Genomic DNA, 25179 nt, shown 5'->3' on the forward strand with positions numbered 1-25179 from the left:
AGCAGGATCGCCGCGGCCAAAGGCGGACTTACCTTCGGCGCGATCGCGAGCAACACCGTCGCCACGAGCCAGCAGAGCCCGGAGTTCCCGGGTCTTTTATTCTTATTGGACGGCATAAGAGCCTCCCATTCTTGTTATTTTCAGCCGGCCTTATGGTCCAAGCCGACCGCACGCACGTTTCGGCCTTCCGTCTCAAGGGAAGCCCACCGCATGCGCGCGGCACGACAAACACTATCGGTTTGTACAAGAAAAGCCAAATGAAAACCTAAAGATTCAATAAAATTGGACATTTCTTCAGGATATTTCTTTAGGACATTTGAAGATTCTCACGCAATATGATAAGTTCAGTTTGTCGGTCGAAGTGGTCTCACTTCGAGACAGTTGCCGGGTCATTTAACGCTTTGTCTCGTTGGACTTCACCGATAGGGCGACTATTCTTACGTCCTTCTCGTTATTTGGTTTGTGTGGGCCGCTGGTTCCGACCAGTGGTCCACATGAGCTTTCTTTTCAGCTAGCCATTGGCTCATCGCCCCTTCATGATTCCCGACGCCCCAGATATTCGGCGAGACAATGCCACGCCAACCGCTTGGGCAAAATATGACGCGCAAGCCATAAATCGAAAAGCCGTGCAGCGAAGCCGGCGGTGACATCGAAGAAAAGACAAGTGCTTTGCGGAAACAATATTGTCGGATCCACAAAACATGAGACACACCAGGCGAACAGGCCGGGCGCGACACGCTGCCACAAGATTTTAAGTCATACGAATCGGCCAGATTCGGCGGTTTCGTCGGACGAATCATCACCGGAACGCAAGATTAATTAGACTGTGGTCACTCGGACGTTATAATATTGACCCATCTTTGGCAATGCGATACGTCACGCGCGTGGCTCCTCTTGGGCTGCGCCCGGAGGCGTGGTCGCGGGGCTTGGAACGGTGTCTTGAAGGGGTTATCCGATGTTGAACGTGGTGGTGTCCGTCCTCGCGTGCGCGGCGATGCTCGCGCCCTTAACAGGCAACCTATCGAATGTGGACAACCAAAAAAGCACCGAGATCGACCCCCCCCCGCAGTCCTAACGACCAATTCTTATCACAACTCACCAACCCAAACTAATCACTTCTCACTTTCATCTTTACCGTCACTTTCATCGTTATTGAAATACGACAACCCGTCGCGACCATCCGTAAACTCACGTCGCGACCACAAAACCGATTCGAAGCATCGCAGCCCCGCACCTTCAGATTCTCGTGACTCCACACGTTCCAGCAGTCAAGGCACACGTTCAAATTCAATCCATAAGGCCTCGTTCACAGGCACCTCGAAGAAGATGCAGGCAGGCAAGACCCCGTCCGTAATCCATCAAGCGGATCCGGCCGGACAGCCGCAGGTGGGCCCGCAAAGCTCGTGCACACCGACGACGGCGACCTGGCAGGGCAGCACGTACGGCGGCCCCGCCACGGACCATTTCGATTGGACCATCGACTCCGCCTGCAACATGACCATCACCGGAGGAATACTCAGCCAGAACTACAGCGCCTACTATTTCCCATGGAGAGGCTACGACTACAGCGATAAAGTCGTCTCGCTGACCGTCGACAGCCTGACCCTTCAGCCCACAGTCACCAGCATGGCTAGCTGGTTCGGGAGCATGACCGCGCTTACGTCTTTCTCCGCGCCGAACCTCGATACCAGCCACATCACCGACATGACGTACGTGTTCCTCTACACCCAGTCGCTCGCAACCCTTGACCTGAGCGGCTGGGACACCAGCAGTGTCACCGCTACGACCTTCATGTTCAACGGCACGCATATCAAACGCCTGCGTCTAGGGGCGGGCACCTCCAAGCTGGCACCCTTAGTGCAGTCAAGCGTGTTCCCCGCCAGCCCCGCACAGACCATCTACATGGAGGGCGCCGTCGAATCGACCTCGCTGCCGGACGGTTCGACCGTGTACACGCCGAAGCACTTCCAATCCAACGCCACGCCCACAGGCGCGTACTCCACCGCGGTGACCCAGCCCACCTGGTTCGGCACACCACAATCCCAACTGATCTACGCGCACGACGACGGGACCAAGGGCGACTACCCCCACCCCTGCCTCAGCTGGACCGACACGGACACCTGCACCATCGCAGGAGACACCGGCCTGACCGGATCCGCCACCCGCCGCCTCAACTGGATCGACGCCAACCACAACGCCTACATCCCCGGCGACACCCTCACCCACACCGGCAATTTGACCATCACGCCCCAATGGAACCCCATACCCGTGCCCGACGTCAACTCGGTCACCTGGCCACACGACCTCGGCGGCGGATCCAAAAGCATACGGGCCACGGGCACCGCCAGCCTCCTGCGCCACGACGACACCATCCACGTACGATTTACTTGGACCGACGCGACGGGAACAGAACAACACCAGAACGTAGTCGCCACCATCAATGGGAGCAACTGGGCCGCCGACCTTACCAACGCGCCCAGCTTCGCCAGCATCGCCGCCGCCGACCAGATCGGCACCGGCACGAAGGTGACCGTCACAGCGCAGGTGAAGGATGCCGGCGGCCCCACCGGCCTCTGGTCGGATGGCAAGGACGGCAACGCCGACATGGTTCCACCCTCCATCATCGACATGTACGCCGCACCCAGCAGCGCGGGCGGCGTGGTCATGAGCTCCGACCGCTTGCAAGCCGTCGCCGAGCCGGGCGACACGGTGACCATCAGCTGGCTCGACAACACCGACACCCCCATCAGCTGGCCAGACGGTGGAAGCACCACCACGACGCTCACCGTGACTGCCGGACCCGGCGGCCACTTCAGCGCCACCAAGCCAATCGCCGTCACCGGAGCCAAGAAAGTCCAATACGTGCTGAGCGACGGCATCAACACCAGCGAGCCGGTCACCAAGAAGATCACCGACCCCATCACCGCGATACCTTTCACCGGCGGCCCGGCTGAACTGTGGTCCAAGCTCCTGCTCATCCTCATGGCCGCGATGTTCATCGGCATCACCACCACGTTGCGCAACCGCCGCAACCACGGCCTCCGCCTGATCACCACCAACGGCCACACCATGCCGGTTCCCCACGGCTTCACCACCGTCAACCACCGCATCGTCAATCACCAAGCCACCAAGCACCACACCATGGCCACGCAGGCCAGCCCCTCGCCGGCCTCCAACAGGCCGTCGCACGCCAAGCTCCACCACGCCGCCAAACACACCGCCCATGGCCCCCGCCACACCAAATAAACCCGCAAACCACACTCACCACCACGCCACCACTCACCACCACACAGGCCAATCCCACAAAACAGCAGCAATCACCCGCGACAACAATGACGGCAGCAGTCCCGCAATCATCTCCGCCCCATCAAACGCCGCAACACCACAACTCACCGCCGCGCCGCGCAACTTACCGATAGAAAACGTCCACCCACAACGAAAAACTATCGCTGACTTGCAATCAGCGATAGGAAACGTACATAGATGGACAGAACTACAGCCGGGGGGGATCGGCGCGTCAATGCAACAACAAGACAAGGGCCGGAACATGAAGCAACATGTTCCGGCCCTTTGCCGATGCCTTCAAAGCAGGACTCTAAGCGAACCGAGCCAAGTCCCGCCCCGCCGCAATCTCACACGGCCTTCAGCGCCTCCAGATCGCCGACGTCCAGCTTGTAGAGGGTGCGGAAGCGGTCGTTGTCGCGGTAGAGTTCGGCGGGGGCGCCGTGCATGGCGATGCGGCCATCCTCCAGGAAGATGACCTGGGTGGCGTCCTCCACGCCCTGCAGGTGGTGCGTCACCCACAGCAGCGTCCTGTCGCCGACGGCCGAGAAGATCATCCGCATCAGGTCTCGCTCGGTGATCGGGTCGAGGCCGATGGTGGGCTCGTCGAGCAGGATCACCGGGGTGTCCTTGAGCACCACGCGCGCCAACGCGATACGCTGCCGCTGGCCGCCCGAGAACCGCTGCCCCGCCTCGTCCACCACGGTGTCGAGGCCGTCGGGAAGCGCGCGCACGGTCTCGTCGAGGCTCACGGCCTTCAATGCGGCCCACACCTCCTCGTCGGTGGCGTCAGGGGCGCCCAGGCGCACGTTCTCGGCGATGGTGGAGTTGAAGAGGAACGCCTCTTGGTTGAGGTAGCCGAAGATGCGAGGCCGCTCGTCCTGCAGCTGGGCCACAGGCACGCCGTTGATGCGAATCTCGCCGCTCTGCGGCTGCAAGTCGCCCAACAAGAGCTGCAGAATCGTCGTCTTGCCCTCGCCGCTGGGGCCGAGCAGAGCGATCTTCTCCCCCGCCGCCACATGCAGCGTGAAGTCGTCGAGCAGCACCGGCTGCCCCGGCCCGTAGGCGAAGGTGACGTGGTCGAAGTCGACGCTCTCGATGGGGCCTTCGAGCTTCATCTGCTTGGCGGGCTCGGCCTGGCGGGACTCGACGCGGCTGGTCAGGTCGTTCAGATGCTTGAGCGAGTCGCTGTAGAGCGGAATCTCGGCGGCGGCCTGCGCCACGTTGATGAAGCAGTCGACCAGCGGGAAGACGGCGAGCACGATGGAGGCGGACCAGTTGGCCATCGATTTCGTGCCGGTCATGGTCATCCCCGCGCCCACCATCAGGCCGATGGCGATGATGCCGAAGACCACCTGGATGGCGAAGTTGCGCCAGCGCTCGAAGCTCTTCTGCTGCGCCTTGCTGCGCTGAATCTCACGGTATTCGTCGGCGCCGATGGAAGTGAAGGCGTCACCCTTGTGGGTGATCACCCAGTCGCTCAGGCCGAGGTAGCTTTCGGTGACCTTGGTGTATTCGGCCTGCTGACGCTGCTTCTCGAGCGCGTAATGGTCGGTGGAGAAGCTCAGCGAGATCAGCGGGATGAGTATGAGCACCAAAGCGAGCATGACGAAGAGCAGCAGCGCGCCGGACCAAGAGAAAACGCCCATGGCGATGGTGACCACGATCCAGAGCACATAGGCCACCACGGTCGGGAAGATGGTGCGCAGGTAGAAGTTCTCGAGGTGGTCGAGGTCGTCGGCCAGAAGGCTCAGCACGCTGCCGGTGCGCTCGTGCTCGTTCAAGAACGCGGCGTCCTTGGAGAGGGTGCGGTAGAGCTGCACGCGCAGCTTGGAGATGACGTGGAGAACCCAGTCGTGGCTTTTGAGCTGCTCGACGTATTTGAACACCGGGCGGCCGATGCCGAAGGCGCGGGTGAGCACGATGGGCACGTAGACCATCAGGATGTTATAGGGCATGCGCGCCGAACGGTTGATGAGGTAGCCGGCGGTGAACATGAGGGCCGCGGCGCACACGAAGGTCATCGAGCCGAGGAAGAAGATGAAGGCGAGCTTGCGCTTGTTCTCGCGCAGGTAGGGCCAGAACCAGTGGTCGTGGTCCCAGATCTTGAGGTAGTCGCGCAGCCTGCCGCCCTTGACGGGTGTGCCCTTTGCTTGTTCGTCGTTCATATTCGCCATGTCTGCCGTCGGATTCGCGTGGAGGTCGGTGTTGGTCTCAGTAACGGTTTCAGTACTGGTCAATCTGGTTGCCTCCCATCTCGTCGATCAGCTGGTCGAGCTGGCCGCCCGTGCCGATGAGACCCTGGGGCGTGCCGGCTTCCACCACGCGGCCCTTGTCGAGCACGACCACCTGGTCGACGTTCTCGAGCCAGTGCAGGCGGTGCGTGGCGAAGACCACCAGGTGGTTCTCCATCACCGGCAGCAGCGTCTTCTTGAGGTCGTATTCGGTCTCGATGTCGAGGTGGGCGGTGGGCTCGTCGAAGAGCAGGATCTCGCGGGACTTGTCGATGAGCACGCGGGCCAGGGCCACACGCTGGGCCTGCCCGCCGCTGATGCCGCGGTTGCCTTCGCCGATCAGCGTGTCGAGCCCATCGGCGAGCTGGGCGAGCCAGTCGTCCAGACCCGCCTCGTGGGCGGCCGCGCGCACCTGCTCGTCGCTCGCGTCGCTCACGTAGAAGCGGATGTTGTCGGCGATGGAGCCACTGAAGATGTATGGGGTCTGCGGAATGTAGCTGATGTGGCGCTGCCAGGCGGCCACGTTGAAGTTCTTGAGCTCGTGCCCGTCGAGCTCGATGCTGCCGGCGTGCGGGGCGTTGAAGCCCGCCAGCAGGTTGATGAGGGTGGATTTGCCGGCTCCGGACTTGCCGATGACGGCGATCTTGCCATAGCCCTTGAAGGTCATCGTAAGGTCGTGCAGGGCGTCGGGGCCAAGGGCCTGGGCTTCGGACGTCTTGCTGACAGCGACGCCTTTGGAAGCGTCTTTCTTGCCCTTGCCTTTACGCCTACGCTTACTTTTGCCTTTGTTCTTGTCATTGGCGTCGCCATCGTCACCATCGCGCTGCTGCTCGACGGCGTTCATCGCCACATTGTGGCCACCAGCCACCGCGGCCTCGCTGTCGCCGTTCGCCTTGCTCCCCGCGGGATAGGCGAAGTCGACATGCTCGAGCTTGAGCTCGCTGTCCTTGGTCCAGCCGTCCCACTGGGTCTCGTCGTCCTGCGGCGTCTCGGGGCTGTTGATGAAGCCCATGATGTCGTGCAGGGCGTTCTTGCCGTCGAGCGTGGCGTGGTAGTTGTCGCCGAACTGACGGACGGGCAGGAAGTAATCGGGGGCCATGATCAGCGCGAACATGGCCGGGAAAAGCGGCATGGTGCCGTTGACCAAACGCAGGCCGAGGAAGACGGCCATGATGGCGATGCCGAGCGTGGTGAACCAGTCCAGCGCGAAGGTGGAGGTCATGGCCACCTTGAGCACGTCGATGGTGCGCTTGCGGAAACGCTCGCTCACGCTGTAGATCTCGCCCTCGTATTCCTTGTCGACGCCGAGCATCTTCAGGGTGGGCAGGCCGAGGATGCTGTCGACGAACTTGGTGTTGAGGATCTTGAATTGGTCGTATTGCTTGTTCGACCTGTCGCGCGCCGCGAGGCCGAGGATGACCATGAAGAAGATGATGAGCGGGTACATCAAGAGCAGGATGAGCCCGCTGACCCAATCCTGCGTCCACACCGCCACGAGGATGACCAGCGAGATGATCATCATGTCGGTCATCTTGGGCAAGAGAATCTCGATATAGGTCTTGACCTGGTCGAGCCCGTCGATGAGCATCGTCACCGTCGAACCGGTGCCACGCGAGGCGAGGGCCGAGGGGCCGAGGCGGAAGATCTTGCTCTGCAGCTTCGGGCGGATCTCGCCCGCTACCTTCTCGCCGAAACGGGTGGAGATGGACTGCTTGGCCACGTCGCACAGGTGCCGCAGCAGGTAGAAGCACAGGAATTCGATGACCGGGCTCACCAGCGCGGAGGCCGCCTGCTGCTGCCAGATGGCCACCAGCCCTCTCGCCAGGCCATGCGCCTGCCCCGCGATGAACAGCGCCTGCAGCAGCGAAAGCAGGGCCAGGAGCCCCATCCGCGCCCGGACGCCTGAGAACTCGAATAAGCTTTTGTCAATCACCTGCGCACATCCCAACCCAAGATGGATACGAAACACAAAGAAAGCCCGATGCTCCCCGTCATGCCGGTGGATATTATCTCACATCCACCGGCATGACGCCAAAACATCGGGCGGGGTTCAGTGTTCGCCCTGAAGCTCACGCCGAATCATAAAACCAGGATTCATCATCCGGCGACGACGGCCTTGATCGAAGCCGGCTGCGAGTCGGTGATCAGGCGCTTGCGCTGGATGAAGTAGCTCCAGGAGAAGTAGATCAGCACGATCGGCAGCAGGCAGCACAGCACGATCGTCATGACCTGCAACGTGTACTGCGAGGCCGAGGCCGTGGCGATGGACAGGCTCATCGACGGGTTCTTCGCCGGAATGACATTCGGGAAGAGACCGTTGAAGATGAAGGCGATGATGCCGGCCAGCGTGACGCCCGAGGCGATGAACGCCCAGCCGCCATGCTTCTTCATGTCGGCCACGTGCCCGCAGACGGTCGCCAGCAGGATCACGATGGTGATCAGCAGGGTCGACCAGGTGCGACGCTGGTAGAAATCGGTGAAGAAGAAGGCGAGAATCACGAAGACGACCAGCGCCGGGTAGGCGATCCAGTAGGTCTTCTCGGTGGTGTTGAGCAAGCGGCGGGACTCCGTCTCGTTGAGCTTGAGGCTCAGGAAATGGACTCCATGCTGGAAGCTGAAGAACACCACGGCGACGCCGCCGACCACGGAAAGCAGGTTGACGTAGTCGAAGAAGCCACCGAAGATGTCGCCCTTCGTGTTCATCGGGACGCCCTGGATGAGGCTGGTGAGCATCATGCCCAGGAAGAACGGCGGCAACACGCTGCCGATGAAGTTGGCCCACTGCCACACGTTGCGCTCACGGTCGCTGACCGCATGGCTGGCGAACTCAAAGGAGACACCACGGAGGATGAGGCCGACGAGCACCAGGAAGAGCAGCAGGTAGTAGCCCGAGAAGAGGCTCGCGTACCACAGCGGGAACGCCGCGAACATCGCGCCGCCACCGGTGATGAGCCAGACCTCGTTGCCGTCCCAGTGCGGGCCGATGGCGCGCATGTAGAGCGCGCGCTCGTCGCCGTTGCGGGCCAGCACACGGGTGGCCATGCCGACACCGAAATCGATGCCGTCAAGGAAGAGGAAGATGGCGAACACCAGCGCGATCACGAAGAACCACAGCAGCTGAAGGAAATTGTTGCCATCAATCAATGGTTTGGCGAGGAACTCACTCATGCCAGCGCCACCTTTCTTGCGGATCCCTTGACCGGTGCGTGGGCGGGAGAGGTCTTGGCCTCAGCCTTCACCTCCGCGTCGGACGCGGGTTCAGGGCCCTGGTGCAGCACACGGCGGGAGTAGAAGATCATCACGCCGCCCATGAGGCAGAAGAGCAGGAAGTAAACGATATTGGTCGTCAGCAAACCGGCGACGGTCGAGGTCGGCGAGACCGCGTCCTGGATGGTCTGCAGGCCGTAGACGATCCACGGGTAACGGCCGAGCTCGGTGATGAGCCAGCCACCGGTGGTGCCGACGAACGGCAGATAGGTGCAGACGCCGAGGATCCAGAGCTTCCAGCGGCTGTCCGCCAGGGTGTTCTTGGACTTGCGGGTGAACCACAGCACGCAGATCGAGAGGATCAGGATGGCGAAGCCGACGGCCGCCATGAAGCGGAAGCTCCAGAAGAGCACGTTGGCCGGCACGTAGTAGTTGGAGATCTCCGGATGGGCGATGCCGTTCTGGATGATCTTGCCACCCTCACCCTTGAACTGCTCGTTCAGGGTGTTCATGCCTTGGATGGTGCCGCCATAGAGCTTGTGGAAGGCGAGCAGCGAAAGCATGCCCGGGATCTCGAGACCGCTGGAGGTGTGGTTCGTCTCGTTCATGAATCCGACGACCATCCAGGGCGCCGGGCTCTTGAGGTCATCGTAGATGCCCTCGGTGGCGGCGAACTTCATCGGCTGGTCCTTGATGACCTCGAGGGTCTGCAGGTCGCCGGTGATGATCACCAGAATGGAGGAGACGAGGGCGATGATGGCCGCCACACGGATGGAGCGGGTGAAGAAGGCGCGGTCGCCGTTCTTGCGCATCATGCCGAAGGCGCTCATGCCCACGATCACGAAGGCACCGGTCATCAGCGCGCCGGTGGCCACGTGCGGGAACTGACGCCACAGCTGCGGATTGCTCACCACAGCCGCGAAGCTCGTCATCTCGGCATGGCCGGTCTTCTTATTGATGCCGTAGCCGACAGGGTTCTGCATGAAGCTGTTGGCCGCGAGGATCCAAATGGCGGAGCAGGTGGAACCGAGCCAGGTCAGCCAGATGAAGATGACGTGCACGCCCGGCTTGAACCGCTTCCAAGTGAACATCCAGACGCCGATGAACGTGGACTCCATGAAGAAGGCCAACAGCGCCTCGATGGCGAGTGGCGCGCCGAAGATATCACCCATGAAGCGGGAGTAGTTCGACCAGTTCATGCCGAACTGGAACTCCTGGATGATTCCGGTGACCACACCGACGGCGAAGCTCAGGAGGAATACCTTCCCCCAGAACTGGGCCATACGACGGTAAACTTCTTTTCTCTTCGCTACGTATAACGTTTCCATAACGGCCACGGAAAATGCCAGGCCGATGGACAACGGAACGAAGAAGAAGTGGAAGACCGTCGTCATCGCGAACTGAAAACGCGACAACCCCAAGATAGTCATACTTTTCCTTTCTTCCCTATCCTAACTATGCGTTTAGTAGGATTAGTTGCTTTCAAGCATAGTACGAATATTGGCCAATTCCAGCACGGAACGGTCATTCACGATCTTCTTGACGATGGAGACCTTGGAACCTTTGAGCTTCCAATGACCCATCATGTCAATCGACGCAATCCCGGCGTGGGGGCCGAGAGAGCAAACGGTTCCCATAGGCTTGAAAACGAACTTGCTCGTCTGGCCGCCTTTGAGTAGGGCGATGAGGTTCGCGGCGGCCGTGTCGGCCAGGGCGATGGAGATCTGGGCGGTGGTGGGATACAGGCGGCCGTTGCTCGGGTTCGGCACCGCGGAGACGTCGCCGATCAGGAACTGGTCGGGGTGGCCGGTGATGCGCAGATCGTCCTCGACGACCACGCGATTACGCTTCTGGTCATAATCGGAGTCGGCGATCACGTGGCTGCCGCGCACGCCGGTGGTCCAGATGATGGTGTTGGCCGGGAACTCGACGTCGTTGCTGACCACGGCGTTGGGCTTCACCTCGGTGATCGGGGTGGCGACGTGGAAGTTGACGCCCTTGCTCTCGAGGTACTTCACGCCCCAGTCCGCCAGGTTCGGCTCGAACATCGGCAGGATCTTCGGCGAGGCCTCGATGCAGTCGATCTTGACCTTATCAAGCGGGAAGCCATATTCCTTGGCCATCTTGGGCATGCGGTAGACGAGCTCGCCCAGATATTCGATGGAGGTGAAGCCGGCGCCGCACACCACGACGCGCAGGTCGTTGGGGTCCTGGCTGGTCTTGTAGCGGCGCAGCGTGTCCTCGAGGTGCTTGCGCGCGGCCAGGGCGGTGTCGATGTCGACCAGCGGCCAGCCGTTCTCCTCGGCGCCCTTGATGCCGAAGGTCTCGGACTCGAAGCCCAAGGCGTTCACCAGGTAGTCATAGGAGATGGGCTCGCCGTTCTTGAGCTCGACCTTCTTGGCGTCCTGGTCGACGCGGGTCACCTCGTCGATGACGACCTCGACGTTCTTCCTGCCGGCCAGCAGCGGACGGATGTCGAAGGTGATGTCCGCGGCCTCCTTGGTGCCGGCGGCCACCTGGTGCAGCTGCGTGGCCTCATAGTGGTACGGGTTCTTGTTGACCAGCACGATCTGCGCGTCGGCGTGGCCCTGCACCAGCTTCTTGACGACCCTCATACCGGCGTAGCCAGCACCCAGTACGACAATTTTCTTCATAAGGAAATACCCTTCTTTTACTCATGGTTTATCGCTTTGAAAGCCTCTTGATGATCCCTTGAAAGGCTTCTGCGTTATCAAAATACATCCATTAGGATATCTTCAACGCCAAACAAAAAACGTTTTAAGTACAGCGAAATCCCTTCTGTGACGCAATTTTTCCGCAACTATTGGCTATCTCACATTTTCGATTGCCGCAGCCCCCACAACTGGACCACAAAAATCATTTCATGTCATGACGCGAGGGTTTCCGGCGAGTCAGCCAGGCACCCAGGCGGCAAAGGGAAAGCGAAAAGTTCACTACCAATAAAATACATCATAGTGTCAATGTGATACGAACAAGAAAGGCGCGGCGTGGGAATCGACCCTCGCCGCGCCTTTCGCCCCATCGCAAGATGGAAGGCAACCTCAATCTTTCGTGGGCGGGCCCATGACCGGCCCACCCGCGAAGTCTGTTACTTCTTCATGATGCCGGGCACATCCGTCAGCTCGGTGACGGAGCGGTCGGCGACGGCCTTCTTGGCCACCGACGCCTTCGCGCCCTTGAGCTTCCAGTGGCCGCCCATGTCGACCTCGGCGATGCCTGTCTTGGGCCCGAGCGAGCACAGGGTGCCCAGGGACTTGTAGACGAACTTCTTCGGCTCCTTGCCCTGGATGCGCGCCACGATGTTGTCGGCGGCGGTGTCGGCCTGGGCGATGGAGATCTGCGCGGTCGTCGGGTAGAGGCGGCCGTTGTCGGGGTTCGGCACGGCGGAGACGTCGCCGACGAGGAACTCCTCGGGATGGCCCTTGACCGAAAGATCGTCCTCGACGACCACGCGGTTGCGCTTCTGGTCGTAGCCGGAGTCGGCGATTACGTGGCTGCCGTGCACGCCGGTGGTCCAGATGATCGTGTTGGCCGGGAAGGCGGTGTCGTTGCTCATCACGGCGTTCGGCTTGACCTCGGTGATCGGGGTGGCCGGATGGAAGGTGACGCCGTGGTCCTCGAGGTATTTGACGCCCCAGGCGGCCAGCTTCGGGTCGAACATCGGCAGGATCTTCGGGGTGGCCTCGATGCAGTCGATCTTGACCTTGTCGAGCGGGAAGTCATATTCCTTGGCGAGGTCGGGCAGGCGATACACGAGCTCTCCCAGGTACTCGATGGAGGTGAAGCCCGCGCCGCAGACCACGATGTGCAGGTCGTTCTCGTCGTGGCTGGTCTTGTAGTTCTTCAGGGTGTCTTCGAGGTGCTTGCGCGCCGCGACGGCGGTGTCGATGTCGATGAGCGGCCAGCCGTTCTCGTCGGCGCCCTTGATGCCGAAGGTCTCCGACTCGAAGCCCAGCGCGTTGACCAAGTAGTCATAGGAGATCGGGTCGCCGTTCTTCAACTCGACCTTCTTGGCGTCCTGGTCGACCTTGACGACCTCGTCGATGACGACGTCGACCTTGTCGTCGACGGCCTTGCGCACGTCGAAGGTGATCTCGTCGGGTTCCTTGGTGCCGGCCGCGACCTCATGCAGCTCGGTGGACTGATAGTGATACGGATTCTTGTTCACCAGGATGATCTTCGCGTCCACATTGGCCTTGACCAGCTGCTTGGCCGTACGCAAACCGCCGTAACCCGCGCCCAGAATAGCAATCGTTGTCATCGCAACCCCCTCCATTGGGAATTAAGGTGAGGGAAATGCATTGACATCATCGTGCTAATGCATATCCTTCATTGATAAGTAACACCTTTAGAATATTCGCAAAACGTGCGAAATAATGGCAGAATTGCAGAATCAGACACTTTTATGCACAAAACGACTATCGAATATGAACTAATTCACATTTATCTGGCACTCGGCGTTATCGAAACCTTTTTAGAAGGAAGCGATGACGCCGAAGATAAGACTCACGTCAAACGGTTCGCTTTTCACCCTCCACGACCAGCGAGACCGGGTCGCCGGAGAGGCGCTGGATGTCGACGCCGCCGGCGCGCACCGTGACCTCGAGCAACGAGCCATGCACGCGGATGCGGTAGGTGAGCGACTTCCACTCCCCCGGCAGACGCGGGTCGAGGGTGAGGCCCTGGCCGCCCGAGTCGCGCAGGCCGCCGAAGCCGGAGACCACGGAGAGCCACACGCCGCCGGCCGAGGCCAGATGGATGCCGTCGGAGGTGTTGCCGTGCAGGTTGGCCACGTCGGCGTAGAGCGCCTCGTCGAAGTATTTCATGGCCAGCTCGTCATGGCCCACCTCGGCGGCGATGATCTGCTGGGCCGAGGCCGAGAGCGAGGAGTCGCCGGTGGTCAGCGGGTCGTAGAAGTCGAAGTCGCGCAGCTTGGAGGGCAGGTCGAACTGCTGGGAGAGCAGGTAGAGCGCCAAGACGGTGTCGGTCTGCTTCAGCACCTGGTGCCGGTAGATCATCATCGGATGGTAGTGCAGCAGCAGCGGGCGCAGGGTGTTGTGCTTGAAGTCCCAGGTCTGCCGGTTGAGGAAATCGGCGTCCTGCAGGTGGATGCCCGTCTCCGAATCCACGGGCAGGGTCATCGCGTCGGCCACCTCGAGCCAATGGCTGGATTCGTCGGAGAGGATCTGCAGGCGCTTGACCGCCTCGGAACGCTGTTGGTCGTCGAGGTCGCCCAGAGCGCGGACGGCGGCCCGCAGGTTGTATTGGGCCATGACGTTGGTGTAGTAGTTGTCGTCCACCAGCGCGCTGTATTCGTCAGGCCCGGTGACCGTGTTGATGTGGAATTGGCCGTCGGGGCCCATGTAGCCCAGGCTCGCCCACATCCTGGCCGTCTCGACAAGGATGTCGATGCCTTTCTCACCCATGAACTCCATGTCGCCGGTGGCCGAGACGTACTGGCAGACCGCGTAGGCGATGTCGGCGTCGATGTGGTATTGGGCGGTGCCGGCCTCGAAGAAGGCGGAGGCCTCCTCGCCGTTGATCGTCCTCCAGGGGAAGAGCGCCCCGTCGACGTTCATCGTGGCGGCGCGCTTGCGGGCCGCGGGCAGCATGCGGTAGCGGAAGTCGAGCGCGTCCTTGGCGCGGTCGGGCGAGTTGTAGGTGAGGAACGGGACGATGAAAGCCTCGGTGTCCCAGAAGTAGTGACCGGAATAGCCGGTGCCGCTCAGGCCCTTGGCCGCGATGCCGTTGGGCACAAAGGCGGTGGTCTGCGCCAGCTGGAAGATCTCCCAGCGCAGCACCTGTTGGGTGCGCCCGCCGTCATCGGCCTCCACGTTGATGTCGGCCTGCGACCAGAAGCGTTCGAGCCACTGGCGCTGCAGGGTACACAGGGAATCCAGGCCCTCCCGCTCGGCCCAGGCCAGGGTGGAGGCGCAGCGCTGGAAGAGCACCACGGAGTTGCGCCCGTTGCGGCCCACGGCCTTCAGGCCCTTGCGCACGCCGATGGGGGTGACGCGGTGGTTGTTGTAGGCGGAATAGCGCACGACGGTGGCCGTCTGGCCGTTGACGACCTCAATATCGAAGGTCTGGGGCACGGAGGCGCCATCGGCGCGTTGGGCCACGCCCACGGCCATGGTGCACCCGGAGTGCTTGCAGTGGTAGGCGCCGAAGGTCTCGTTCTTGTCGCTTTGCGAGACGGCGTCGACCTCGAGCTTGCGTAGGCCGCCGTCGGCGATGAGGTCGGCCTTGCGCGGATCGACGTCGCGCGAGACCTCGGGATGCTGCACGTTGATCGGTGCGGCCACATGCACCTTGAGGCTCTCGCCCACGGCATGCAGCTTGATCGTGTTCACCAGAAGGTCCGCGCGGAAGAGGCAGGCCATGGTCGTGATCTCGACCTCGAGGCTGGCGTTCTCCCCCACCTCGTAACGATAGCTGCGGGTGGCCGTGCCCTGCTTGAAGTCCACGCTCTGCTTGTAGCAGCCGGGCGCGGTGAGCACCCTGCCGCCGACGCTGAAACGGAAATCGGAGGTGTCGGGCACACCCTGCACCACCTGGCCGATCCTGGCGAAGCCGTAGGCCTCCTCGGCGTGCCTGATGGCGAAAGTCTCGTGGAACCCGCTGATGAACGTGCCGGAGCCCAGGTCCCTCGGCTGGCCGGATTCGGCCCTGACGCCGATGGAGCCGTTGGAGACGGAGAACAGGGTGGCGCTCTCCTCGCTCGGCTCGCCGTATTGCGTGAAGCTCCACGGGTCGATCGGGTATTTCTCGGTGTCGAGATGGCCTGGTGTGGTGGGGTCGGAAGTCTCGTATTTGCCGTCGAGCAGCTGGCCGAGCTCGGTGACGACGATGTTGGCGCCGGCGTCGAGCAGTGCCTGCCGCCCCGCGCCGCGATCGACGCCGACGACCAGGCCGAAGTGGCCGGCCGCGCCCGAGGCCACGCCGGAGAGCGCGTCCTCCAGGACGATCGAGCGGGAATAGCGCACCCTGAACGAACGGGAGGCGTATTGGTAGGTGTCGGGGGCCGGCTTGCCCGCCAGGTTGTGCTGGGCGCGCACGTTGCCGTCGACCACAATGTCGAAATATTTGAGGATGCCGGCGGCGAGCAGCACCTCGCGGGCGTTGCGGGAGCTGGAGACCACGGCGAGCTTCTTGCCCACGGCGCGCAGATGCTGCAGCACGTCGACCACATCGTCGTAGGGCTCGATGCCCTGCTCGTGCAGCAGGCGCTCGAACTCCTCGTTCTTGCGGTTGCCGAGCCCGCAGATGGTGTTCTGGTCGGGGGTGTCTTCCGGATTGCCGTGCTCGAGGACGATGCCACGGCTGCGCATCAGCGCGTCGACGCCGTCGTAACGCGGCTTGCCGTCCACGTATTTGAAATAGTCCTCGTCGGTATAAGGCGCCACATCGTCGGGGAGCACCGAGATGAAAAGCCGCTTCCAGGCCTCCTTGTGCAGGTTGACCGTAGGGGTGAGCACGCCGTCGAGGTCGAAGAGGGCGGCGTCGAAATCCTCCAGGCGCCAGGTGAAGGGCTTGTCGGGCTTACTGGGCTCGCTGCCATTGCCTGCCATTGCGGGATTCGTATTCGAAATGTTTTGGGCCACCATGCCCTCAGCCTTGTTTTCGGTCTCGTTCTGCTCCACGCCCATCGTCCCGCTCCTCTTCGCTGACATCAGGAACCACAACAACCAACTCGTTCATTCGACTTGGCACAAGACAGGCAAAACCACAGCCAAACTGCGTCACACATGCTAGAAGTCCATCCATGGATCAGCCCATGCATACACGCGGTGGAAAAACCCTAGGAAAGTACCCCCTGAGAGAGTCGAACTCTCGTTGTCAGATTGAAAGTCTGGTGTCCTAACCGTTAGACGAAGGGGGCCAACAACCTTTTTAGGTTACGTGAGAAGGCAGACCGAAAAGCCCCTCGGCGTGTTGTGTTTCCGGGGCCGGGCGGCCTTGCGGCACAAAGGGCGCGGAACCGCCCGCCGCGAGCGCCTTTTCGACGATTTCGCGGCGGGTTTGCGGCCCGATTTTGCGACGTTATCCGTGGGCTCTATCGGGGATGCCATACGGCGAAGGTTGGCGTGCTCCGATCATGCCTTTCCTCGCTGAGTCATGGACTGGAATGTTTGGTTTTTCAGATTGTTCTTCGGCATGAATAGTCAGGAATGCCGAAAACCGTTCACCTGGCAACCGCCAGTAAGCGTTCTTCGGCATAGGATATCGGGGATGCCGAAAACCGTTCATTGAGGAGCCCTCAGTGATTGTTCTTCGGCATAAGCGAGTAGGCGTGCCGAAGACCAATCAGAATCACCCACACCCCGAATTCCCAAAGAAAAGCAACGGGACGAGACACCTACGTCCGCAAGACAAGACCAAGGTCATGGACCAAATATTCCGGTCCATGACCACCGTGGATATGGAACCCTTGGTTGGATTTGGGTTTGGACGCGGCCGTTTCAGAGCGCCTGATAGGTGAAATCGTGGATCAGGCGGCCGGCGGCGAGGCCCTTCTTCTCGAAATTCGTCAGCACGCGGCCGCCGAACCGCTCGGATTCCTTGAAATCGGCGTGAGGCAACGAAGCGGCCTCCCCCGCCGTCCCCTTGCCCACATGCTCGGTAGGCAGCGAGACCGTGAACGTGCCGACATTGCTGAAGTCATCGCGGCCGTCCATCACCTCGTGGACATGCAGCGCATAGTCTTCGATATCAGTCGAGAGACGCCACAAACCTTGCGGCTTCAACGATTGGTGGATGTCGCACGCCAGGTCGGGCTGCACGATGCGGCGCTTGTGGTGGCGCATCTTGGGCCACGGGTCGGGGAAGAACGTCCACACCTCGTCGATCGCTCCCGGCTCGGCCACCGCGAACAATTCGGGGGCGTTGACCTGGGCGATACGGAGGTTGCACAGGCCGCGCTTGCCCGCCATCAACATGGTGTGCGCCACGCCCGGATCATAGACCTCCACCGCCAAGAAGTTCACATCGGAGCGCGCCTCGGCCGCCGCCACCACGTTCTCGCCCTGCCCGGTGCCGATCTCGACGATCACCGGATGGCCGTTGCCCCAGGCCTCCCGGGCGAAGGCGGCATCGAAGACGAACCCCGGCCTGATGTCGAGCGAGCCTGGCGCGGGGTTGATGTCGAGCAGGAAGTCGGGCGAATACTTGTCCCACGCGCGCTGGAGCCGGTCGGTCAAGCGCCCGGTGCGCCTCACAAACGAAAGGACATGATGAATCTGCGTCTTGTTGTTCTCTTGCACCCCGCCAGTCTATCGTCAGCCCCACCACCATCCACCGCCCGTCCATAGGCCTCTCCCACCGATTTTCTATCGCTGATTCGCACTCACCAACAGAAAACGTCCATTGGGGTACTTTTCTATCGCTGAGTGATGCTCACAGATAGGAAATGTCCATATCAGAACATTTTCTATCATTCAGCGTGAGTCAGCGATAGGAAACATGCATGGGCCGGTGATTTTCCCGGGTGTATGGCAAACGATATGTGTGGATGGATTTTGTGCGCTTGCTGAGACCCGTCAAAGCCGCATGACAATGCGAGACTGGCGGAAGCACAACGAAAAGCATAGAACGTTGCAAATTCCGTGATGAAATCCGCCACAGATTGGCGCGGGCGCGCCGGTGACATGTAGACTGATACCTATGAACAACTATAGTTCCAGCAGCACAAACGACCCGCAGCCGAGCCAAGGCGCCACCGGCTCACCGAACCCCGGCCAGCAGGGCGGCCCGCAATACAACGCGAACGGCGCGTGGCAGAAGCCGACGCAGACCTTCAACGCCAACGCATCCGCCGCGAGCCAGCCCTCGGCCAACACCAACCGGCCGGCCGCCGGAGCGGGCCAGCAGGCGCCGGGCGTGAACCAGCAATCGCAACCCCAGCAGCCTCAGCAACCTCAATCCGCCAACCAGGCCAGCTCACCATATGAGTCGCCCTACGGCACGCCGACGTCGTCATATTCCTTCGACGGCTACATCGGCGGGCAGGGTGCCGGGAATCCGGGCAACGGCCAGTACCAGCAGAGCCAGGGCAACCCGCAGCCGAACTACAGCGCCCCGGCCGCGCAGCCATACGCCGGGCAATACCAGCCGTACACGCCGAGCTACCAAACCCAGCCGAACACGGCGGCGAACGGCGGATACGTCCCCTACGTCCCCGTTGAGAGCAACCGCTGGAACACGCTGTGCATCGTGGGCTTCGTCCTCTCCTTCATCTTCGCTCCCGTCGGCCTGGTCCTCTCGATCATCGCGATGAACCAAATCAACAAGACCGGCGAGCAGAGCAAGGGGCTGAGCATCGCGGGCATTGTGATCAGCGCGATCGGCACCGTCTCGCTCATCATCGTGGTCGTCCTCATCGTCGTGGCCATCTCGATGGCCGGCGACTCCTCATATTCGGACGATGACGACTGCTATTACGACGAGGATTGTTCCTCGGAGCAGACATACCTCGACACCGACCACGGCATCCAGGCCAGCACGCAGGACACCGCCGATCTCATCTGGGCCAAGCCCTCCATGCTCAGCGGCGCGGATGGCAACGTCGCCGAGACCCTGTATCTGCAGACCACCGGTCTCTCGCAGTGGCTCTGAAGACGCGTGGCCATCAGGACGTTAGTTTGACGGCGCTTGCCGACGTTTTGTATGACGACACGGAAAAATCGCTGGAACACTAGGCGACACGCTGTGCCTCATCCAAGACTTGCGCATTTCCCGGTTTTCAGTAATATAGATACTCGGCTGCTTGATGAAAGCAAGCCACGGCTCCGTAGCTCAGTTGGTTAGAGCGCCGCCCTGTCACGGCGGAGGTCACCAGTTCAAGTCTGGCCGGAGTCGCTCGAATGGTCTTAAGCCCGGTTCGCCGGGTTTTTGATTTATTCATGGCTCTGTAGCTCAGTTGGTAGAGCGAACGACTGAAAATCGTTAGGTCAGCGGATCGATGCCGCTCGGAGCCACCACTCAGGTCTCGAAACCAAGTCATCACGGTTTCGAGACTTTTTCATTCTCACCGACGAGCTGGTCCTCACCAAACCCAGCATTTACCCAGCAGATTCAAGAAACAGGATGCAGAGGACTTGCTTCCTGTAAAAAAGGAATATCCTAAATCAGGTGATATATTGTTCTTGTCGGTTGCGGCATCGCAAACCTTTCGAAGATTAGGCGGCAATAAAGCTTTATCGGAAGGGGTCGCAACTGATACTAGACATTACATGTCTTTCTCAATATGGCCGTCGGCCCCGATGTTTGGAAACAGACACCGGGGCCGAGGTGTATCGCCTTCCCTGTCTCCGCTAATGCAACGCGGCAAGAACACTTAAAGATGACGCCGCGGCCACCGCTCCCTGCTCTGTTCAGAGCTGCCTGGCGACCCAATCGACGATGTAGGGGGCGACGCCGTCGATCTGGTCGATGGCGATGTCGAAGTCGCGCGGACCGCCGTACCACGGGTCCACCAGGTCGATCTCGCTTTCGTGCCCCTTCGCGGGCTTCGGGAGGTCCGGGTCGAAACTGCGATAAAGGTGGACCTCGGAGCGCTTCTCCTCGGGCAGCTGCCACAGCAGCTCGCGCATATGCGAGGCGGTCATCGGCAGGAAGAGGTCGGTCTCCTCGATCTCCTCGGGGGTGATGCGGTGCGCGAAATGGTGCGCCGGAATCTCGTAGCCCCTGGCCTTGAGCACCCGCACGGCCCTGCGGTCGATGGGATTGCCGTGCTCCTCGTCACTCACCCCGCTCGACATCACGCGCACGCGGTCGGCCAGGCCCGCGTCCTCGAAACGGGCGCGCAGGATGATCTCGGCCATGGGCGACCGGCAGATATTGCCGGTGCAGACGGTCATGACGGTGTAAGGCTTCTTGGACATTGTTCTGGCAACTTTCCTTCGGGAATACAGGCTTTCGAAATACAAAGTTCTGGGACGCATTATACGGAACACGAACTACAGCCGCCCGAATAAATGCTGCGACCCAAGCGGATATGAATAGGCAAATATTCGAAACGGAACGCGACGGCACACCGACGCAGCCCAGCAAGCACCTCAAATCACCGCTATATGCAACGACGCGGATACCGCCGCGAAACCGGCGATACCCGCGTCACTGCGCTAAACGCATCAGCAAAAGCCAGGTAGACTTAGAGGTTCTTCTTGTAGGTGGCGAAGCGGAAGGCCTCCACACCCTTCTCGTGCTTCTTGGGGCTCATCCAACGCCCGTCGTCCACCACGCTCCAGGCACCGGAACGCAGCATCTCGCCCATGTCGGGCGCGTAGGTGTCGGCGTCGAAACGGCCGCGGATGTAGGTTACATAGGCCTTGTTGGCGAACGGCATGATCTCGCGGAAGATCTGCGCCCCGCCGATCACCCAGATCTCGCTACGGTCCAGGCCGTCGTCGGGAATGGCCTCCTGACGGGCGAAATCGAGCGCCGCCTCGATGTCATTGGCCGTGGTCGCACCGGCGGCCTTGAATTGCGGGTCGCGCGTGACAACGATGTTGTCGCGGTTCGGCAACGGACGGAACTTGGGGTTGAGTGAATCCCAGGTCTTGCGGCCCATGATCACCGGGTGCGAGACGGTGAGCTCCTTGAAACGCCGCATGTCCTCGGCCAAATGCCAAGGCATGCCACCCTGGAATCCCATCGCGTTGGGGCGGCCCTGCATATCGGAGGCGCACACCCAAATCAGATTGACCGAGAAGGTTTTGACGACATCGTCACCCCAGTCCTCGACCACTCGTTGCCCGGCGGATCCGGGCACGGGTTCGTGATAGCCACTGCGACTACTGTCATGCTCCATTTCATTCACTCCTTGAATACGGCATTTGGCACCAAGTCTATCGACCGGTTCAGACGGCCACCGGCGCCTTGATGGACGGGTGATGCTGGTAGTTCAAAATCTCGAAATCCTCGTACTTATAGTCGAAGATCGAGTCCGCCTTTTCAATCCTGATCTGCGGATACGGATAAGGCTCGCGGCCGAGCTGGGTGAGCACCTGCTCGATGTGGTTGTCGTAGACGTGGCAATCGCCGCCGGTCCAAACGAACTCCCCCGGCTCGAGGCCTGTCTGCTGCGCCATCATCAACGTAAGCAGCGAATAGGACGCGATGTTGAACGGCACTCCTAGAAACATGTCGCAGGAACGCTGGTAAAGCTGGCATGAAAGCTTGCCATCGGCCACATAGAACTGGAAGAGCGCATGGCAGGGCGGCAACGCCATTTCCTCGACCTCGGCCGGGTTCCACGCAGTGACGATCATACGGCGTGAGTCCGGATGTGTTTTGATAAGATCCAACACATTGGAAATCTGGTCGATGGTGCGATTTGGATCATCCTTGGTCGGTGCGGGCCAACTGCGCCACTGCACGCCGTAAACCGGACCCAAGTCACCGTTTTCGTCGGCCCACTCGTCCCAGATGTGCACGTTGTGCTCCTGCAGCCAGCGCACGTTGCTCGAGCCTTTGAGGAACCACAGCAGCTCGTAGGCGATGCCCTTGAAGAACACGGTCTTGGTGGTCAGCAACGGGAAGCTCTTCGACAGGTCGAAGCGCATCTGCTGGCCGAACAGCGAGATCGTGCCCGTGCCGGTGCGGTCAGTCTTGAGCGTCCCCTCGCGCAGGATCTTGCGTACGAGGTCCTCATAGGGCATCGGGATGTCGGTTTGCGGACGGTCGGGAATCTCGCGACGAATTTCTTCAAGCTGTTCTTGGTTCAACATAACCAACCATTCTAGCAACCCGGGTCGGCCTTGCGCTCGCGACGAATACCATGTCCACCGCACCACCGCATTCGTTTCACCGAGGGAAAACGCGCCGGATTGGATGTATCCTGTTCGCTCACCAACACCTCGCCCGTACGACGGGGCTTGGGGTTAGATTGGTAGGGATACGCCTTGACACCAGCAAGGCACAACCGCGAGGAGGTACGCAATGGCGAAGAAACTGTGGGTGGAGCGCAACAAGGACGGCTCCTGGGACGCGTTCAGCGACGAGGGCGCGCACATCAAGTTCGGGCACGGCAAGGGCCAGTTCAACCCCGGCGACCTGATGAAGGTGGCGCTGGCGGCCTGCGGCGCGCTTTCCAGCCAGATGACCATCGAGAATTCCCTGGGTGAGGGCAAAGGCGCGAAGATCACCGTCGACGGCGATTACGACCGCGAGGCCGACGGCTACACCGCCTTCCGCGAGCAGGTGGTCGTCGACGCGCGCAGCGCCGGCATCCACGGCGAGGACGTGGAGAAGCTCAAGGACCGCGTCGCCAAGCATATCGACAAGTCCTGCACGGTGATGCACACCTATGAGGTCGCCACGCCGGTGAGCATGGAGGTCAAGGTGCTCACCAAGTAAGGCCGCCTTTCCGCAATATCAAGCGAGCAACAATAGGGCCCCGACGTTCGTCATCTTGAGCGTCGGAGCCTTACTGTTTTGACCGTCGCCTGCTTGCCCGCAGTCACCACATTACTTACTGACACGCGATTCGCGCGGCGTAGCGAAAGCCCCGGCATCCATCACCGTGGACGCCGGGGCTTTGCTATACGTTATGCGTTATGCGCTACCAGTAAATCAGCCCTTGTGCTCCGGGTCGATCGAGGACTCGATGGCCTCGGCCTGTTCGCTGCCGGCGGTCTCCACCGACACCTTCTCGACGCCGCTGACACCTTCCAGCGTGCCGTCAGAGCGCGACTTCTCGGCCTCGACGTACTTGCGCGGCACCACGTAGACCGGGCCGGCCGCGTGCTGGATGAGCCCCTGGCTGGTCGAGCCGACGAGCAGGCCAGTGAACCCGCCCTTGCCACGCGAGCCGACGACCACGATGTCGTGGTCGTAGCTGGCCTTGGTCAGGGCGCTCACGGCGGACTCGGGAACGATGGTCTTGGTGATCTTGAGATCGGGGTGGGCCTTGCGAATCGGGGCGATGTCGGACTCCAGATCCTCCATGTAGGAGTCGTAGACGCCGTCCTCGTCGCTGACGCCCTGCAGGCCGGCCACCGCGTCGATGACGTCGAGCTCGGCGCCACGGTCGGCGGCGAGGTCGGCGGCGATCTGCAACGCCTTGAGTCCCCACTCGCTGGCGTCGATGCCCACGGCGACGCTGGTGATGTTGTTGTTCAGATGCATCGTCTTGCCGTCGTCGTCGGTGTAGGGCACCACGATGATCGGGCAATAGGCGTAGGCCGGCAGCGACGAGCTGGTGGTGCCGAGCAGTCGCTCCGCCAGGCCACCCTTGCCGCGGTTGCCAATGACGATCAGATTGTAGTTGCGCGAGAGCTCAACGAAGACCGACGAGGGGTCGCCAGTGACGATGAGGGTCTGCGCGTCCACGCCCTGCTCATTGGCGATGGCCTTGGCCTTGGAAAGAATCTCCTGGGCGTCGATGTGGGCCGCGTTGTCGTCGCCCATCGACGTGTATGTGGAATCGAATGACACCGCGGCATAGCTCGGCAGCGAGTACGCGCACACGATCTGCAGGGTGAGCCCCGCGTGCTTGGCGTAGTTCGCGGCCCACCATGTCGCCTTGTAGCTGGCTTGCGATCCATCTACGCCCACCAGAATGGCCTTGTCGTTTACCATGACTACCTCCTTGAATCAGCGGCACTCAACACCGCCTCTGTACTAAGAATACCGCGGGTCGGATAACTCGTGTAAGTTTGCGCGCTCAACAAAGCGAAACGCGCCCCATTACGGAGCGCGTCATAGAAAGTTCATAAGACCTCAGAGCAGACGACGAATCGAATACCCGCCAGGGAAGACCGTGCCCACAGGGCAGATCTGGGTTCCCTGGCCCGGTGACATCGCGTTGACGACCATGCCATTGCCGATATAGATGGCGGCGTGATCACCGTTGGCGATGATGTCGCCCGGCATGGCCTGCGAGAGATCGGCGACCGCACGACCCACCCCGGCCTGGGCGCCGGAGGAATGAGGAAGACTGAAACCGAACTGGGCATAGACGTACTGCACGAAGCCGGAGCAATCCCAACCAGCAGGCGTGTTGCCGCCGTAGACGTAGGGAACCTGGCCGACGAACTGCACGGCGAACTTGACGAGCGCGGCGGAGGTCTGGCCGTCGGGAGGCGTGATGGTGAAATCACCCTTGGTCAACGACTCACGACTTGCCGAGCGCGAGGCTGCCTGAGCGGCGGCCGCGTCCTTCTCGGACTGGGACTGGGTCTGGGGCACGTCAAGCGATTCGATACCGCCCCAGCTCGACTGCGCGTCCACACTGGTGGATGTCGATTCCTTGAGCAGGTCTTTCTTGACGGTGTTGACCTTGCGGAACGAGCGCGATGAAGTGACCGGAACACTGTCTTCAGTAGTGGCAGAGGCGGTCGAGGAGAATGCGAAGAGCGCCGAACCCACAAGGGCGACAGCCGCGATAGCAGAGCAGGACTTCGTGAATTTCATCATTCCTCCACCATAACAA

The 25179-nt window shown here is 61.1% G+C and carries 16 protein-coding genes and 3 tRNA genes; 5 read left to right on the top strand and 14 right to left on the bottom strand.

The window, feature by feature from the left end; translation table 11 throughout:
* Positions 1-1326 precede the first annotated feature (1326 nt).
* Positions 1327-3246: a BspA family leucine-rich repeat surface protein gene (locus OZY47_RS06165; protein WP_277177474.1), complete on the top strand. Its 1920-nt coding sequence runs from the start codon at positions 1327-1329 to the stop codon at positions 3244-3246.
* A gap of 386 nt (positions 3247-3632) precedes the next feature.
* Here OZY47_RS06165 and cydC read toward each other — a convergent pair whose 3' ends face one another.
* The 9 genes from cydC to trmB form a co-directional block, all read right to left on the bottom strand.
* The gene (gene cydC, locus OZY47_RS06170) at positions 3633-5450 is read right to left on the bottom strand and encodes a thiol reductant ABC exporter subunit CydC (protein WP_277177475.1); all 1818 of its coding nucleotides are present in this window, start codon (positions 5448-5450) and stop codon (positions 3633-3635) included.
* A gap of 58 nt (positions 5451-5508) precedes the next feature.
* Entirely contained in the window at positions 5509-7404 is a 1896-nt protein-coding gene (locus OZY47_RS06175; protein ID WP_277177476.1) for an ABC transporter ATP-binding protein/permease, read from the bottom strand.
* A 209-nt stretch (positions 7405-7613) separates the two neighbouring features.
* Positions 7614-8684 carry a cytochrome d ubiquinol oxidase subunit II gene (gene cydB / locus OZY47_RS06180; RefSeq protein ID WP_277177477.1) on the bottom strand — a complete coding sequence of 357 codons (1071 nt, stop codon included), beginning with the start codon at positions 8682-8684 and terminating at the stop codon, positions 7614-7616.
* Positions 8681-10153, bottom strand: coding sequence for a cytochrome ubiquinol oxidase subunit I (locus OZY47_RS06185; protein ID WP_277177478.1), 1473 nt, complete (start codon positions 10151-10153; stop codon positions 8681-8683). The genes cydB and OZY47_RS06185 overlap by 4 nt, the downstream gene beginning before the upstream one ends.
* A 42-nt stretch (positions 10154-10195) precedes the next feature.
* The gene (locus OZY47_RS06190) at positions 10196-11377 is read right to left on the bottom strand and encodes an NAD(P)/FAD-dependent oxidoreductase (protein WP_277177479.1); all 1182 of its coding nucleotides are present in this window, start codon (positions 11375-11377) and stop codon (positions 10196-10198) included.
* Positions 11378-11832: 455 nt separating this feature from the next.
* Positions 11833-13005, bottom strand: coding sequence for an NAD(P)/FAD-dependent oxidoreductase (locus OZY47_RS06195; protein WP_277177480.1), 1173 nt, complete (start codon positions 13003-13005; stop codon positions 11833-11835).
* A gap of 250 nt (positions 13006-13255) precedes the next feature.
* Positions 13256-16393: an HAD-IA family hydrolase gene (locus tag OZY47_RS06200; RefSeq protein WP_277177481.1), complete on the bottom strand. Its 3138-nt coding sequence runs from the start codon at positions 16391-16393 to the stop codon at positions 13256-13258.
* Positions 16394-16554: 161 nt separating this feature from the next.
* Positions 16555-16626, bottom strand: a tRNA-Glu gene (locus OZY47_RS06205).
* A gap of 580 nt (positions 16627-17206) precedes the next feature.
* Positions 17207-18007, bottom strand: coding sequence for a tRNA (guanosine(46)-N7)-methyltransferase TrmB (gene trmB / locus OZY47_RS06210; RefSeq protein WP_348519385.1), 801 nt, complete (start codon positions 18005-18007; stop codon positions 17207-17209).
* 400 nt (positions 18008-18407) lie between these two features.
* Between trmB and OZY47_RS06215 the strand changes: the two genes are divergently transcribed.
* From OZY47_RS06215 to OZY47_RS06225, 3 genes are all read left to right on the top strand, one after another.
* A complete protein-coding gene (locus OZY47_RS06215; RefSeq protein ID WP_277177482.1) occupies positions 18408-19358 on the top strand; it encodes a DUF4190 domain-containing protein in 951 nt (316 codons plus the stop codon).
* Between the two features lie 169 nt (positions 19359-19527).
* A tRNA-Asp gene (locus OZY47_RS06220) sits at positions 19528-19601 on the top strand.
* Between the two features lie 46 nt (positions 19602-19647).
* Positions 19648-19723 (top strand) — tRNA-Phe (locus OZY47_RS06225).
* Between the two features lie 393 nt (positions 19724-20116).
* Here OZY47_RS06225 and OZY47_RS06230 read toward each other — a convergent pair.
* The 3 genes from OZY47_RS06230 to OZY47_RS06240 all read right to left on the bottom strand — a co-directional run bounded on the left by OZY47_RS06230 (position 20117) and on the right by OZY47_RS06240 (position 22474).
* Positions 20117-20626 (bottom strand): low molecular weight protein-tyrosine-phosphatase, encoded by a 510-nt coding sequence (locus OZY47_RS06230; RefSeq protein WP_277177483.1) that lies wholly within the window; start codon positions 20624-20626, stop codon positions 20117-20119.
* Positions 20627-20895: 269 nt separating this feature from the next.
* A complete protein-coding gene (locus tag OZY47_RS06235; RefSeq protein WP_277177484.1) occupies positions 20896-21555 on the bottom strand; it encodes a dihydrofolate reductase in 660 nt (219 codons plus the stop codon).
* 49 nt (positions 21556-21604) lie between these two features.
* Positions 21605-22474 (bottom strand): thymidylate synthase, encoded by an 870-nt coding sequence (locus OZY47_RS06240; RefSeq protein WP_277177485.1) that lies wholly within the window; start codon positions 22472-22474, stop codon positions 21605-21607.
* A 211-nt stretch (positions 22475-22685) separates the two neighbouring features.
* Here OZY47_RS06240 and OZY47_RS06245 point away from each other — a divergent pair, with 211 nt between their 5' ends.
* Entirely contained in the window at positions 22686-23102 is a 417-nt protein-coding gene (locus tag OZY47_RS06245) for an OsmC family protein (RefSeq protein ID WP_277177486.1), read from the top strand.
* A 216-nt stretch (positions 23103-23318) separates the two neighbouring features.
* On the opposite strand, the gene OZY47_RS06250 is transcribed toward OZY47_RS06245, so the two are convergent.
* Both OZY47_RS06250 and OZY47_RS06255 read right to left on the bottom strand, forming a co-directional pair.
* Complete coding sequence (locus tag OZY47_RS06250) at positions 23319-24326, bottom strand: universal stress protein (RefSeq protein ID WP_277177487.1); 1008 nt, start codon at positions 24324-24326, stop codon at positions 23319-23321.
* Between the two features lie 141 nt (positions 24327-24467).
* On the bottom strand, positions 24468-25163 hold the full coding sequence (locus OZY47_RS06255; RefSeq protein ID WP_277177488.1) for a C40 family peptidase: 696 nt from the start codon (positions 25161-25163) through the stop codon (positions 24468-24470).
* Between the last annotated feature and the right edge of the window lie 16 nt (positions 25164-25179).

This window comes from Bifidobacterium sp. ESL0790 (assembly GCF_029395435.1).
In the GTDB taxonomy this organism is placed as follows: Bacteria; Actinomycetota; Actinomycetes; order Actinomycetales; family Bifidobacteriaceae; genus Bifidobacterium.